Consider the following 15,402-nt stretch of genomic DNA (forward strand, 5'->3'; position numbering starts at 1 on the left):
GCCACCCAGGATGAACACTCCACTCTCGAAATTCACGATCGTTTCTGATGGAGAGGACGGGGGCTGAGCAGCTTTCACGTCGATCTCACAAGTTGTGCGGGTCGAACCGGTTCTACGGAGCAAATCGGTTGTTGCTCGCTTCGAACCGTCGGCTTTCCAGAAATATACCCCAATGCGACATCTCGGGGATCAATCTCAACCCGGAAGTGGTTAAATTGCCAGGAGCAGCCCAGACAACGAACCGCTCATCCGGCCCCAATCCTTTCAAATCCCCTGAATGCCATCCCGCTTGTCGGGCAAGGGACATTCTCGGTGATTCATCGAGTGCCGATCTTTTTGAGTGGCGCCTCCCGTCCCGCACCTCGCCACGTTCCGCTTAGGAAACACAGTCGATGATCCTTTCCGGTCAAGACATCCAACAGCGATTGGGCAACGACATCGTGATCGATCCGTTTGATCCGTCCCGCTTGTCGCCTAACAGCTACAACCTAACGCTTCACGATGAGTTGCTGGTTTACGAAGAAGTCGTGCTGGATGCCGCTTCTCCCAATCGGTATCGCCGCCTGCCCATTCCCAAAGAGGGCCTGACGTTGCAACCCGGAACGTTGTATTTGGGCCGAACGGTCGAGCACACCGAAACGCACGGGTTGGTGCCCATCGTCCAGGGCAGATCCTCCCTTGGACGCCTGGGGTTGTTCCTGAATCCTGGCGGCAGCCTCGGGCACGCGGGTTATCGCGGCACTTGGACCCTCGAATTGCACTGTGTTCAGCCGGTCCGGATCTACCCAAACATTCAGATTTGCCAAATCACGTACTGGGAAATCAGCGGCGACAGCCCCGAAGAAGCCAGCGAGAAATACCAAAACAGCCACGACATTCAGCCCTCGCTGATGCACCGCGAACTTGGATTTGACGATCGTGACACGCAGCTTGAGTTGGGGTTTGATGAAGCGATTCAGAGCCTTCCGTGAATTTCGCCGAAACATCGGGCTGTTTCCCGCGACCAAATGTCGCTGCCTGAGTGCTTTTGCCTGAACCTTTGCCTGAATCATCGGGCGTGGAAATCGCCGGAAACGGCCACAAGGAGCGAGTTGTCGGTGCGATCCGACGGCCTGAAAGCGTCTTCCCCAACGGCTTTGGACACTGGCGTTCCAACGAAGCGACCAACGCATTTCGCTGGCGGATCATCCAGGCAGGCGGTTTTCGCTGCAAAATGCCGCGAATTCCCAGGTTCGAAGAGCGGCGGTGAAGTTCGATGGGGTCGGCACGACCACCCCCAACGGCTTGTTGATTCGTTCGATTTCACAACCCGACGCGTGAGCGAGGGCCCCATAGGCTCGCTGCAACGGCACACGATCCCTCGCTCACGCTTCGGGTTAGGATGAAAACAACAGGCCGCCAAGGGGTGAGTGCAATGGATTCAACGCCACCAATCCCACCAACCGTCCGGGAAAGCTGAAACGGACATTTCTGGGCCCCTCCCTAACCTTGCTGGAAACAGGCAAGAACGGCTAAACTACGTGGTCTGACTCAAAAACTCGACCTATCTGATCCAAACGTCCGCGAGCCCGGAGTTCTCTACTCTCTATGTCCGAATCCAAATCCGTCGCTCAAGCCGAAATTTCCCAGAACCTCGGCGAATTGCAACACTCGCCGGATGTCGACGTCGACGCCGCCGAGACCCAAGAGTGGATATCATCCCTCGAATATGTCCTTCAGAGCAAAGGTCCCGAACGGGTCAAATTCCTGATCGACCAATTGCGTGACCGAGCCGCCGAAGAAGGCGTGCCGCTTTCCTCGGACACCTCGACACCCTACGTCAACACAATTCCACCTCACGAACAGCCCGCTTACCCCGGCAATCGTGAACTTGAACGCCGCATCAAATCGATCATCCGCTGGAACGCGATGGCCATGGTCGTCCGAGCCAACAAACGGCCCGGTGGCGTCGGCGGGCACATCAGCACCTTCGCCAGCTCCGCGACGCTTTACGAAGTCGCCTTCAATCACTTCTTCCAAGGCCGTGGCGAAGACGGTTACTCCGGTGACTCGATCTACTTCCAAGGTCACGCCTCGCCCGGCATGTACTCACGTGCCTACCTCGAAGGTCGGTTGACCGACGAGAACCTCGACAACTTCCGTCGTGAACTGGCACCCGGTGGCGGACTTTCCAGCTACCCTCACCCGTGGTTGATGCCCGGCTTCTGGGAATACCCGACCGTCTCGATGGGTCTCGGCCCAATCATGGCGATCTACCAAGCCCGTTTCAACGAATACCTCAACGACCGCGGTATCAAGAACACCAAGGGCCAAAAGGTTTGGGCGTTCCTTGGTGACGGCGAATGCGACGAACCAGAAACCCTCGGTGCGATTGGGCTGGCTTCGCGTGAGAAGCTTGACAACTTGATCTTCGTCATCAACTGCAACTTGCAGCGTCTCGATGGCCCGGTTCGCGGCAACAGTAAGATCATTCAAGAACTGGAATCGATCTTCCACGGTGCCGGATGGAACGTCATCAAAGTCGTCTGGGGTGGCGAATGGGACGAACTGCTGGCTCGTGACACGACTGGCCTGCTGGCCAAACGCATGAACGAAGTCGTCGACGGTCAATACCAGAAGTACACCTCGATGCCGGGCAGCTACATTCGCGAGCACTTCTTCGGGAAGTACCCTGAACTGCTTGAGCTGGTCAAACACCTGTCCGACGAGAAGCTCGAAAAGATTCGTCGCGGCGGTCACGACCCCGAAAAGGTCTACGCGGCGTACAAGCAAGCTCACGAGTTGAACAACGGCAAACCAACCGTGATCCTGGCAAAGACCGTCAAGGGTTACGGCTTGGGCGAAGCCGGCGAAGGCCGCAACGTGGCTCACAACCAAAAGAAGATGAACGAAGCGGAACTGCTTGAATTCCGAACTCGCTTCGGCATTCCAATCAGCGACGAAAAAGTCGGCGAGGCCCCGTTCTACAAACCGCCGGCCAACAGCCAAGAGATGAAGTATCTGAAGGAACGCCGGGAAGCTCTCGGTGGCCCAGTGCCAAGCCGTCCGACCGAGCATCCAAAGTTGGAAATCCCAGCCCTGGATGTGTTCCAAAAGTTTGTTGCCAAACGGACGGACAACAAAGAAGTCAGCACCACATTCGCCGCCGTGCAAATGTTGGTCGCGATGTGCCGCGACAAATCGATTGGCAAATTCGTGGTCCCCATCGTGCCGGATGAATCGCGAACGTTTGGCATGGAAGGCATGTTCAAACAGTTCGGCATCTACGCTCACGCGGGCCAACTCTACGAGCCAATGGACTCGGACCAAGTCGCTTTCTACAAGGAAGCTCAAGACGGTCAAATCTTGGAAGAAGGCATCACCGAATGTGGCTCGATGTCCAGCTTCAATGCCGCCGGCACCGCTTACAGCTGCCACGGTGTGAACATGATTCCGTTCTACATCTACTACAGCATGTTCGGTTTCCAACGAATCGGTGACTCGATCTGGGCCGCCGCTGACATGCGAGCCAAGGGCTTCCTCGTGGGTGGTACCGCCGGTCGAACAACGCTCAACGGTGAAGGACTGCAACACCAAGACGGGCACAGCCTGCTCAACGCGATTGCGTTCCCGACCGTGCGTGCGTATGACCCCGCGTTCGCCTACGAAGTCACCGTGATCGTTCACGAAGGCTTGAAGCGAATGTACGAAGAGGGCGAGGAGTGCTTGTACTACATCACCGCCGAAAACGACCCGTACGTTCAACCGGAAATTCCTGAGGGATGCGAAGAAGGCATCATCAAGGGAATGTACAAATTCAAGAGCCGTGAAGTGGACGGGGCCAAGGCACGCGTTCAACTGTTCGGCAGCGGTGCAATCCTGAACAGTGCTTTGAAGGCCCAAGAGATTTTGGCCGAGAAGTACAACATCGCCAGTGATGTTTGGTCGGTGACCAGCTACACGTTGCTGCGTCGCGAAGCACATGCCGCGGAACGCTGGAATCGTTTGCATCCGACTGAAACGCCTCGCAAGAGCTACCTCGAGGAAACGCTTGAAGGCGTCGAAGGCCCGTTCATCTCGGCCAGCGATTACGTGCGTGCTCTCGGCGAACAACTCACGCCTTGGATCCCAGGCGACTACTACGTTCTGGGAACCGACGGCATGGGCCGCAGCGAAACTCGCGAAGCCCTGCGTCGCCACTTCGAAGTCGATGCAGAGTCCATCACCATCGCGGCTTTGGGTCGCCTGGCCAAAGCTGGAACGTTCCAAGCCACCGATGTTGCGCAAGCGATCAAAGATCTGGATTACGATCCCGACAAAATCGATCCTTACTTCGCGTAACTCTGGCCGGACACATGCAAACGTCCGTTTCGAGATGCGGTCAGCTGGCCTCGATTCCCAACCAGGAACGGCCACGACCGCCAGGACCGGGCGTCTCAACATTCTCCAATCACACCCCTGACATACCTTTCCCATGACTGAAGTCAAACTCCCTGAACTCGGCGACGGCATCGAATCTGGCGATGTCCTCGAAATTTTCGTTTCCGTCGGCGACACGATCACCGCTGGCCAGGACATCGTGGAAATGGAAACGGACAAAGCGACCGTTCCCGTGCCCAGCGATGTGGGTGGCAAGGTCACCAAGATTTCGGTCAGCGAAGGGGACACGGTTCCCATCGGTGGCGTGCTGCTAGAAGTCGAAGCCGCTGCCGGAGCAGAATCGGCTCCCGAACCGGCCGCTCCAGCGCAACCAGAAAAGAAGCCCGACCCCAAACCAGAACCTCAGGCGGCAGCGCCTGCTCCCGAGCCCGCCGCTCCTCCTGCTCCAAAGCCGGCGGCACCGCCCGTTGCTCAACCCGTCGCAACCCCAGCCGCTCAGGCTCCCGCGGTCGCCGATGAACCCGATGCACCAGTCGAGGGCGGTGGATCGATCCCAGCCGGTCCAGCGATTCGTCGCTTCGCTCGCGAGACAGGTGTCAACTTGGCCACCGTCACCGGCACGGGTGCTGGCGGACGCATCACCCGGGACGACGTCTTGGCTGTGGTTCGCTCGGCCAGCCAAAGGGCTGCCGCACCCGCCGCCAAGCCGGCTCCTGCCGCAGGCAAGTCGGCTCCGCGAGCCAACGTCACATCGGGCGATTTGCCCGGCACCCCTGACAATGATGACTACGGCCCCATTCGCGTCGAGCGAATGAGCAAGATCCGGAAAACGATCGCGGCTCAAATGCACTTGTCATGGTCCACCGTTCCACGGGTGACCAACTTCGACGACGCCGACATCACCGATCTCGAACGTCTCCGGCAAAGCAGCAAAGAAGACTACGCGGCTCAAGGTCTGAAACTGACCACGATGCCATTCTTGGTCAAAGCCGTGGCAACCGCTCTTCGTCATCACCCATCGCTCAACGCGGTGATCGATTCCGAGAATCAGCAAGTGATCTACAAGGATTACGTCAACATCGGCATCGCGGTGGATACCGACAACGGCTTGGTCGTTCCCGTGATGCACAACGCTGACCAAATGGGCATTCCTGACACTGCTCGCAACATCGCCGAAATGGCCGGCAAAGTTCGCGGCGGCAAGTTCGGCGTCAACGACCTGCGTGGTGGATCGTTCACGATCAGCAACCTGGGTGCAATTGGTGGCCAGTACAGCACACCCATCGTCAACGTTCCCGAAGTTGCCATCCTGTTGGTTGGCCGTTCACGGAAGTTGCCCGTTGTGATGCCCGACGATTCGATCCAACCTCGTTTGATGATGCCGTTGAGTCTTTCGTACGACCACCGCTTGGTCGACGGAGGAACCGCAGCCCGCTTCCTCAACGATGTGATCGGGTACCTGCAAGCCCCAAGTCGCTTGTTGTTGGCTCTCTGAGTTCGCAACGTTCAAAACGAAAAATGCCCCAAGGCCGAGTCTCACCGACTCGGCCTTTTTTGTGCGCAAACAGCGAATCATCCGTGCCCAACCAAACGGCACCAAGTCCATACATTGGACAAGGGCTGTCCTCACGACAATCATTGGAGGTTCCCCACGCCTCATGCTATCTCATCGATCCCCACACGCTGATGAAAACGATCTATCTGTCTGTGATTCTTGGCACGCTGCTTCCCGCCTGCGTGTTCGCTCAGTCGCCCGACCATAGTCCGCTTAGTGATGAGGGTGTCGCTCGACGCGCCGCTCACACGTTTCTGTTCGAAGAGTTTTCGAAAGGAAAAGAAACGACCTATCGCGGTGAAGGCGACCAACGAAACCTGTTCGAGACGGTCCTCTCCAACGAAACCATTCACCTCAGCGGTGATGTCTCGATTGAATTGCCAGAGGGAAGCCAACGTGTCGCATCGCTATTCAAGTACATCATTCTCCGCGGTGAAAACTTGAATCATCTCGGTGGGATCGATGTCGCTCCCTATTCCGGCGGCGGCACCGTCGAACGCAGCACGCAACAACCCAACCTGTACCGATTCAAGTTGCCCGCAATGCCCGTTCCCAGCGAAGGCATGCCCCCGATTCGAATTCGAACACAGTGCGCCGAAGGCAAAACCGCCACCATCACACAGATCGCCTTCCACTCCCAAGGCAATTTGCCAGTGCAGTTCGACGACCTGCCCTACCGAACATTGGGAGCCGACCAACCGCGGGTTCCGGTCCAAGTCAAAATCGACCTGCAACACGAACTTTCGATCGCTGGTCACTCCGACCTGGAACGCGAAAAGTTCTTTCGCTACTACGCGGCCCCAGGGACGTGCGATCCCAGTTTCGAACGCTGGGCGAGCGAACGCAACTTCAAACCGGGACGCCAGATTTTCAAACTCCAACCTGGATTGGTGGTTGGCTACGGACGCGGTGAGAAGCTCAAAGAAAACCCAACTGAACCAGGTGCCGCTGATTTGAGCTTCTTTGAACGTCATGATTCATCCGCCCCCAAAACGATCCCCGCGTTTGAGGACGTTGATTATGCGATGTGTTTGAACGACTACCCAGAGTTCATGTCCGTCGAACACGTCGGACGCGGCACACCCTTGATCGAACACTTTGGAGACGCGGCCGATCTTGCGGCCGCACACATTGCTGACCAAAAAGCGGACGGTGGACGCACCGCGAAATGGTGGGAAGTCAAAAATGAATCCACGATCAAAGCCGAGTGGGACTACCACTATCAAAAAGAACATGATTCCTGGGAACTGCTCGCCCAATTTCACAACGATGTTGCTCAAGCCGTCCACACGAAAACTCCGACGGTCAATGTGGGTGGCCCCACGTCAGCTTGGATGCAATTGCATGTCAATCAATTTGGACTCTACCGTGACCAAGCCCGGTTCATGGATCTGACTCGAGACCACTTGGATTTCTACTCCCACCACTTCTATGAAAACATGGGTTCGCTCGGAGCCTGGGAACGTCGTGACAAAGGCTACTCGGGTTACCTACTGGGTCGTCTCGAAGCAACACTCGACATGTTGCAGGCCCACATGGAAGAGACCGACAATGTCAAACCGATCCTGATCACGGAGTGTGGCTCGCTGCAAGCTGGGCGTGGAGCAGCGGACTACTGGTTGCGTCTGCGATCGTACAGTGCATTCGTCCACAAGCTGATGAACCGCCCTCATCAGATCGATTTGGCAGTCCCGTTTGTGTTCACCAACATGCACTGGAATCCCAACAGCGGAAACGTTGCTTTCATCCCAACCGAAGGAGCCTCCGCTCGCGGTCCCTTGTCCGATTTCCAGCCCACTCCAGTCGCGAATTACTTCGAACTGTGGCGTGATTTCGATGGCCGCCGACTTCCCGTCCAAATCAGCGGCCTGGCTACTGTGGGTCTGAATGCGACGGCTGTCTATCAAGGCAATCGTCTGCAAATCGCACTGACCAACATGACCAGTCGTCAACTCAGCGTTGACCTGTCCAATTTCGCAGGCGACACACTGAACGCATCGTCCATTCAGCAACGACGTCTGCGATACAACGACGGCCAAGTCCTCTACGAAGACGCAAACTCGTTGTCCGATTCGAAGGCGGTTCCGGTCGACGCGGAGGAGACAACCGTTGTGACGTTCTGGTTTGACAAACAGATCCAACCGACCAAAACGCTTCACCGTGAATTTACTTACGCTCCCGGCACCGCCGTGACTGCCGATCAAACGCGTGCGTTCCAAATCGAAATTGATGACGCATCAAAAATCCATTCGGCGAAGCTGATCATCGGTGTTCATCGCAACAGCGGACTGGAACAAGCCGTTGCCGGAACCTTCAATGGACAGTCTTTTGAGTCTCACCCAGAGTGGGCCCACCAGTTTGACCAACTAATGGCTCCGTTGGAGATTTCAATTCCCAAAACCTGGCTGCAGAACAACAACCAAATCCAAATCGAACCCCAACCCGGACTGACGATCACCTCAGTCCACTTGATTCGCGACAGCATCAGTGAGGCCCTCGATAGCAAAAACAGTCAATGAATTTGGTTGGTTTCATTTGCACCGTGCTTTGTCACAGCTGCACCGATGTTCCATTCCATTGCGGAAAATCATGACAACCTGGATCGCTCTTTTTCGCGGCATCAACGTTGGTGGCAAGAACAAGTTGCCGATGGCTGCCCTGCGATCAATTTTGGAATCCATCGGATGTCAGTCGGTTCTCACTTACATTCAAAGTGGGAACGTCGTGTTCTCGTGCGAGCCTAGCTCGAAAGAAGCAATTGCCGAACGAATTGCCGACGCGGTGGACGAGAACTTCGGGTTCAGGCCTCAAGTGATGCTTCTGACGAAAGATGAATTTCAATCCACCGTCGCGAACAATCCGTTCGCCGATGCTGTTGCCGCTCCCAAGACGCTCCACTACTTTTTTCTCTCGACCCCACCGGTTCATCGAGATCTTGCGACACTCGCCGAACTCGCGACCGCTACCGAACGCTTCGATTTGATTGAAAACGTGTTCTATCTCCACGCTCCCGACGGGTTTGGAACGTCCAAATTGGCCAACAGCGTTGAACGAAAGCTGGGTGTTGCCACGACCGCTCGCAACCACTCAACGATTGAAAAACTCGCGAGCCTTTTGAATTCGGGATAGTGCATCATGTATGCTGGCTTAGACAAACGAATGCTCACAGAGACTTACCATGCAGCGGATATCCATCGCGATCCTGGCGGTTTTCGCCGTCAACGCTTCACTGCTCTTCGCCGCGACGCCGGCCGAGAAAGTTGCACGGCAACCTGGCGAATGGTTCCGAGGTGCTGAAGGGCAACGAGCGATGCGTTGCATTCTGTCTTGGCAAACCGATCACGGCGATTGGCCAAAGAACATCGATACCACAACAAAACCGTTCCCTGCGGACCGAGACAAACCCAACGGCACCTTCGACAATGGTGCCACCATTGGTGAACTGCAAGCCTTGGCGAGAGCGTTCAAAGCGACGAGCCAAGACGAATACAAGTCAGCCTTTTTGAAAGGTTTTGATCATCTCTTGGCCGCCCAGTATCCCAATGGTGGTTGGCCACAGTACTTTCCGCTCAGCAAAAAGTACCACCGCCACATCACCTTCAATGACGGCACGATGATCAACATCATGCAGTTCCTTGAAGAGGTGGCTGAAATCCCAACCTACGAGTTCTTGGACGAGCAACGCTTGGTTCGGACGCGAACCGCATTGACTCGCGGGATCGAGTGCATTTTGGATTGCCAGGTAATCGTTGACGGTGAACGGACCGTTTGGTGTGCTCAGCATCATGCCGAAACGCTCGCCCCGGTCCTGGCTAGAAGCTACGAGCATCCATCGCTCAGTGGTGCTGAGAGTGCAGGAATACTCCTCTACCTGATGGAATTGAATGAACCATCACCACGAGTGATTCAGGCAGTGGAATCCGGCGTGAAGTGGTTCGACTCGGTTCAAGTGAACGGGTACCACTATCAAAAGCGAAAGGAGCTTCCATCGCTGATTGCAGACAACAACGCTCCGTCAATCTGGGCTCGTTTTTACGACATCAAAACCAACCGTCCGATGTTTAGCGATCGCGATGGGACAATCGTTTACGATTTGGACCTGGTTGGTGAAGAAAGAAGAAGTGGCTACACGTGGTATGGAAACTGGGGATCAAAGGTCGCCAAAGCTCACGCAAAATGGATGAAGTAGCCCGACGCAATGCCCATTCGATCACGGTGAACTGTATCAAATGCCGGCATACATGATTCGGTCGCGCACTGGGGCTATCATGAATCGCTCGCTACGACTGCCTCCACCTGCCGAACGAAGCCGAGTTGAAGATGAATCATTCTTTCCGCCTATCAGTCCTGTTAACGCTGACGCTGACCGCCGCATGTTGCTGGACTTCGGACGCGTTTGCGCAGCGTGAACGTCCGACCATCAAGAATCGATTGGAAAACGATGATTCGAACGACGACGGGAAAGTCACCAAGGATGAATTCAGTGGTCCCCCGAAACTATTCGAGCGTCTTGACCGTGACGGCGACGGTCAAATCGACATTGAGGAAGTTGTCGGAAACATGTCCGTAAGACGTCCCGAAAACGGCCGAAACCCATCTCCTCGTGCACCGCGAGGTGTCGAAGTCAAACGCGATGTCGTCTTCGGTAAAGGCGGCGACCGCGACCTCAAAATGCACATCGTTTTGCCCGAGTCAAAACCGAGCAAACCATTGCCGGCTTATGTTTGGATCCACGGTGGTGGATGGCAAGCGGGTTCCAAGGAAGGCGGCGTCAACCAAGTCGCGAGAATCGTGGCGGAGGGCTTTGTTGGCGCGACGATCGAATATCGCCTGACCGGTGAAGCCCCATTTCCGGCACAAATCGAAGACTGCAAATGTGCCATTCGCTTTCTTCGTGAACACGCCGACCAATACGGTATCGATCCAGATCGCATCGCTGTCGGTGGCAGTTCAGCGGGCGGCCACTTGGTTGCATTGCTCGGAACCAGCGGCGACGTCGATGAACTCGAAGGCTCCGGCGGTTGGCCGGAGCAATCCAGTCGCGTGCAGGCAGTGGTCGACCTTTATGGACCAACTGACTTTTCGAAGTTTGTCACCACGAAAGGTTTTGAGTCCCACAACCGGGATGGTTCGCCGGAATCGAAATTGCTCGGCGGAGGTGATGTCCTCGGAAACGACAAAGGAATCCGTCGCGTCAATCCAATCACCTACATCGATGACAAGGATCCGCCCTTTCTGATCATTCACGGAACGAGTGATCCCGTCGTTCCGGCGAACCAGAGCCAACTGATCCATGAAGCTCTCGAATCAGCCGGGGTCGAAACAACTCTCAAACTGATTCGAGGCGCAAAGCATGGTGGCCGCGAATTTGCAGATCCCGAAATTCGCGACCTGATCACGACGTTTTTGAAGAAGCACCTTCAACCGTCTGAGTGAAGACGTTGCCCTGACTCAGTTGTCGGGCCACTGATTGGGAACAATGAAGAAACGCTCGATGAGGTCCGTCGAGGCGACACGGGACAGGCAACGACGAGCCGCGAAAATGGGGCGGTCAAACTGCGCGGATTGCTGGTCGACGGCGGTGAGAAACTTCTCGATATCCATCCATGGTGCTGACGCATCACCGCTTGAATTCACCGACAACCAGTGAGGCTTTTTCAGTATTCGAAATTCACACCCCGGGTCCGTAACCTTCTGCAGTTCGCGATGATGCACCCACAATCCTCGGTCGTGATTGGCTGACATCCATCTTGGCTGCTCTGGCACGCTGTCGACCCCGGGCGGGTAGAACAAGCAACCTTTCACGATCGCTTCGCGAACTTCAATGTCCTTTCGAATGCGTTCGCTCAACAACAACTGATGTTCATGCATCCGTTGCGTCTTCCGCTCGAACGTGTCGCTTGAGTTCGGTCCCACAAAGTGACTTCCGCGACAGGGTTGCCCGGTCAGGTACAGGTAAAATTTCACCGCGACTTCCCAGTGAGTGAGCCTGCCTCGCTCGTCAACGAAAAGAAAATCAATCTCGCCGAGCGTCTTGCCTTGGTCGCGAATCGGCAATGCGTGTGCGATAATTTCCAAGCCGCGAATGTGTTGGAGCCAATACAAGATCAATCGTTCAAAGTACGGCCCGACCTTGTTCGACACCTGCTCCTCCATGAAAGCCCAGAGGTGCTGCTCATCAATTTGGCTAAGCGCAAGCGACGAGCCATCCGCTGCTGGCGAAAGGAGGGATGGGCTGTTCACCACCCAAAGCAAGTCTTTGGCGTATTGATTCAACCTATCGTCGTAGTGCATTGTCATGGGACGTGCGGCGGCGAATCGTCGGAACGATTCGGGCGACCGTGCGAACAAATCCTTCATGTCGTCCGCGTTGTATCCAAAGGCGGACTCAAACGCGTTGATCTCCGCAAGCACCTCTTTCTCGTCGTTGGCGGCTGCACTTCTCTCTGACATTTGATTTACCTTGCATCAGCCATATACGTTGAAAGCGACGTGGCATCGCTAAGCAGGTCGGCAGGAATCTCTCGGTATTTGAACCGTTTGGGTAGACGTTGTTGCTCCCACCTAAAACCGGGGCCGACGCCCAAACGGCTCACATGGTGATGCCCGATCATTCCTGCCGACCTGCTTAGCTTCCCTCGCGGTGACGGACATGACCATTGGGCAGGGACAAATCAGCCGTCAATTCTTGCGATTTGGAAAGTCTGTCCATCGAGCATTTGAAATGGACCCACGTCTGGGGTCGCGGGTTCCTGGGGTCGACCGTGCTCCTCAATCGCCACCGAACGCTTTACTACGACCCGTTGTCATGCTAGCCTAGCCATCACCGCAAGAGGCGAACTGCCCCACCCCCCAGGAAACGTCGCCGTTGATGCTCGTTCAAGTTAACAAGTAGGCAATCAACGTCTCACACCTGCGCTCCCGCACCCTTCGAACGCTCGAAACCACTCAGTTTCTCCGTCACACTATTGACCGTTCATCTCCCCATCCCCATTTGATGAGTTCCCCCATGACAAATGCTGGCTTCAAGTCCATTTCGAAGCATTCACTGCTGTTGAGCGGATGGTTCCTTTTGCTCTTCTGCCATGCTGTCACCGCGCAAGAGATCAACGATGCGTGGAAGTTCCAGCTGAAAGCACCCGCTGAAGGCTGGCAACAACCCGGTTTTGACGATTCAGACTGGTCGGACGCGGCCGGAGGTTTTGGGACGCATGAAACCCCCGCTGCACGAATTGGACACGTTTGGGACACCGACTCGATTTGGCTGCGAAAGTCGTTTGAGCTTGAATCGGTTCCCGCGAATCCAGCCCTGTTGGTCCATCACGATGAAGACACCGAGGTTTATTTGAATGGGGAATTGGTTGCCAAGTTGAGCGGCTACAGCACCCAGTACCACACGCTTCCTCTCGAACCAGCCCAAGCGGCGGCACTTCGCATCGGAACGAACCTGATGGCGGTGCATTGCGTGCAAAAAGCGGGGGGCCAGTTCATCGATGTTCACGTGGTCGATTCGCAGAACATCCCCCAACTTCCAAAACCAGAACTGAGCACGAAACCGTTCCACTCGGAACTCATCACCAAGTGGGGAGCTGCACTGACGGCAGACAACGCGTGGACCGAATACCCGCGACCTCAACTGCAACGATCCAATTGGACCAACCTGAACGGCAACTGGGACTACGCAATCACGCCGAAGCAATCGCAAACGCCCACTCAATGGGCTGGCGAGATTCTGGTCCCGTTTCCACTGGAATCCAAACTGAGTGGCGTCCAGCGTCTGCTCGATTCAGAAGAAGCACTTTGGTATCGACGGGACTTTGAATGCAACCAAGCAGCAGGCAAGCGTACGCTGCTGAACTTCGAAGCGGTCGACTATCGATGTGAAGCGTTCGTCAACGGACAACCAGTCGGCGCTCACACGGGAGGCAACACGCCGTTCGCGTTTGATATCACCGACGCTGTCCAAGCTGGACCAAATGAGCTGATTGTCCGCGTGGAAGATGCAACCGAAGAGTGGCAATTGCGTGGCAAGCAAACCTTGAACGCTCACGGGATTTGGTACACCCAAGTCTCGGGGATCTGGCAAACCGTTTGGTTGGAAGAAGTCGCTTCGGAGCACATCCAAGATCTTAAGATCCAAACAGACGCCCAAACTGGGTCGATCTCCATCGCAGTCGAGCGGACCGGCAGCGGCCCCGTTGAAATTCAAATCCAAGACGGTGACCAAGTCGTTGCCAGCGGGACCGCCCAATCCGAGCCCCTGACCCTGACCATTCCCAGCGCAAAGTTGTGGTCACCGAATTCTCCGCACCTTTACACAATCCATGCGAACTTGCTGGACAGCAGTGGCAACGGCCAGGATCAGATCCAGTCCTACGCAGGAATTCGGGATGTCGGGAAAGTCCAAGATGCCGACGGAAACTGGCGTTTCACCCTCAATGGCGAAACCATCTTTCACTGGGGGCCACTCGACCAGGGTTGGTGGCCGGACGGATTGCTCACGCCACCGTCCGACGAGGCGATGCTTTTTGACATCGAGTGGCTGAAGTCCGCTGGCTTCAACATGATTCGCAAGCACATCAAGGTGGAACCACGCCGGTACTACTATCACTGCGACCGCCTGGGGATGATGGTTTGGCAGGACCAGGTCAGCGGTGGTGTTCGCGAGCAAGCATGGCCCAAGTGGACACGACTGGCGGCCAATCCGGCTGACGCCGCTTGGCCTGCCGAACCACACGCCCAGTTCATGCGTGAACTGGAGTGGATGATTGATTCGCTCGAGAACCATCCATCGATCGTGTGCTGGGTCCCCTTCAACGAAGCTTGGGGCCAGCATTTGACGATGGACGTGGGCGAGTGGACCGTCGAACGAGATCCTTCGCGTCTCGTCAACATCGCCAGTGGAGGCAACTTCTGGCCGGTGGGCGACATCGTCGATGAACACCGATACCCGCACCCGGGATTCCCGTTCCAATTGAATCAGAATGGACGCTTCGATGATTTCATCAAGGTCATCGGCGAATTCGGTGGCCACGGCTATCCCGTCCAAGGACACCTTTGGGACGCCAATCGTCGCAACTGGGGATACGGCACGCTCCCCAAAAACGAAGCGGAATACAAAGACCGCTACAGAACGTCGATTGAGAAGCTCCAAGAGCTCAAACGACAAGGCATCGCCGCTGGCGTCTACACACAGACGACGGATGTTGAAGGAGAAATCAACGGGCTGATGACCTATGACCGCGAGGTGATCAAAATCCCAGCCGAGGAGTTGGTCGAACTTCATGCACCGCTTCTCGAACCAACCGCTTCAGCCAACTCCAACGAATGAACTTCTAACAACTGAAGTGAATCAAAAGTATCTTTTCGCTCGGATCGTTTTCGGTCCGAGCGTTTTCTTTTGCAGGATCAACTTGTTGCATCGCTCCATCGGCAACGCGACAATCCGTGGCTCTCGCTAAGCAGGTACGCAGGTGTCATCGGGTATG

General features: G+C 55.7%; 9 protein-coding genes. 8 read left to right on the plus strand and 1 reads right to left on the minus strand.

Going from position 1 to position 15,402, the window contains the following annotated elements; translation table 11 throughout:
• Positions 1-392 precede the first annotated feature (392 nt).
• From RISK_RS24555 to RISK_RS24590, 7 genes are all read left to right on the plus strand, one after another.
• Complete coding sequence (locus RISK_RS24555; protein ID WP_047816969.1) at positions 393-971, plus strand: dCTP deaminase; 579 nt, start codon at positions 393-395, stop codon at positions 969-971.
• A 616-nt stretch (positions 972-1,587) separates the two neighbouring features.
• Positions 1,588-4,320 carry a pyruvate dehydrogenase (acetyl-transferring), homodimeric type gene (aceE, locus tag RISK_RS24565; protein ID WP_047816971.1) on the plus strand — a complete coding sequence of 911 codons (2,733 nt, stop codon included), beginning with the start codon at positions 1,588-1,590 and terminating at the stop codon, positions 4,318-4,320.
• Between the two features lie 133 nt (positions 4,321-4,453).
• Positions 4,454-5,854 carry a 2-oxo acid dehydrogenase subunit E2 gene (locus tag RISK_RS24570; protein ID WP_047816972.1) on the plus strand — a complete coding sequence of 467 codons (1,401 nt, stop codon included), beginning with the start codon at positions 4,454-4,456 and terminating at the stop codon, positions 5,852-5,854.
• 191 nt (positions 5,855-6,045) lie between these two features.
• A complete protein-coding gene (locus tag RISK_RS24575; RefSeq protein ID WP_047817045.1) occupies positions 6,046-8,433 on the plus strand; it encodes a beta-agarase in 2,388 nt (795 codons plus the stop codon).
• 70 nt (positions 8,434-8,503) lie between these two features.
• Positions 8,504-9,043: a DUF1697 domain-containing protein gene (locus RISK_RS24580; protein ID WP_047816973.1), complete on the plus strand. Its 540-nt coding sequence runs from the start codon at positions 8,504-8,506 to the stop codon at positions 9,041-9,043.
• 49 nt (positions 9,044-9,092) lie between these two features.
• Entirely contained in the window at positions 9,093-10,103 is a 1,011-nt protein-coding gene (gene pelA, locus RISK_RS24585) for a pectate lyase (protein ID WP_047816974.1), read from the plus strand.
• A 131-nt stretch (positions 10,104-10,234) separates the two neighbouring features.
• Entirely contained in the window at positions 10,235-11,350 is a 1,116-nt protein-coding gene (locus RISK_RS24590; protein ID WP_047816975.1) for an alpha/beta hydrolase fold domain-containing protein, read from the plus strand.
• 15 nt (positions 11,351-11,365) lie between these two features.
• On the opposite strand, the gene RISK_RS24595 is transcribed toward RISK_RS24590, so the two are convergent.
• Positions 11,366-12,367, minus strand: coding sequence for a DUF1853 family protein (locus RISK_RS24595; protein ID WP_236696663.1), 1,002 nt, complete (start codon positions 12,365-12,367; stop codon positions 11,366-11,368).
• Positions 12,368-12,923: 556 nt separating this feature from the next.
• Between RISK_RS24595 and RISK_RS24600 the strand changes: the two genes are divergently transcribed.
• A complete protein-coding gene (locus tag RISK_RS24600) occupies positions 12,924-15,245 on the plus strand; it encodes a glycoside hydrolase family 2 protein (protein ID WP_047816976.1) in 2,322 nt (773 codons plus the stop codon).
• Positions 15,246-15,402 lie beyond the last annotated feature (157 nt).

The organism is Rhodopirellula islandica, assembly GCF_001027925.1.
Taxonomy (GTDB): domain Bacteria; phylum Planctomycetota; class Planctomycetia; order Pirellulales; family Pirellulaceae; genus Rhodopirellula; species Rhodopirellula islandica.

Coding starts and splice junctions, on each gene's coding strand:
- RISK_RS24600 (WP_047816976.1), top strand. CDS start 12,924: ATGACAAATGCTGGCTTCAAGTCCATTTCGAAGCATTCACTGCTGTTG.
- RISK_RS24570 (WP_047816972.1), top strand. CDS start 4,454: ATGACTGAAGTCAAACTCCCTGAACTCGGCGACGGCATCGAATCTGGC.
- RISK_RS24595 (WP_236696663.1), bottom strand. CDS start 12,367: ATGTCAGAGAGAAGTGCAGCCGCCAACGACGAGAAAGAGGTGCTTGCG.
- aceE (WP_047816971.1), top strand. CDS start 1,588: ATGTCCGAATCCAAATCCGTCGCTCAAGCCGAAATTTCCCAGAACCTC.
- RISK_RS24555 (WP_047816969.1), top strand. CDS start 393: ATGATCCTTTCCGGTCAAGACATCCAACAGCGATTGGGCAACGACATC.
- pelA (WP_047816974.1), top strand. CDS start 9,093: ATGCAGCGGATATCCATCGCGATCCTGGCGGTTTTCGCCGTCAACGCT.
- RISK_RS24590 (WP_047816975.1), top strand. CDS start 10,235: ATGAATCATTCTTTCCGCCTATCAGTCCTGTTAACGCTGACGCTGACC.
- RISK_RS24580 (WP_047816973.1), top strand. CDS start 8,504: ATGACAACCTGGATCGCTCTTTTTCGCGGCATCAACGTTGGTGGCAAG.
- RISK_RS24575 (WP_047817045.1), top strand. CDS start 6,046: ATGAAAACGATCTATCTGTCTGTGATTCTTGGCACGCTGCTTCCCGCC.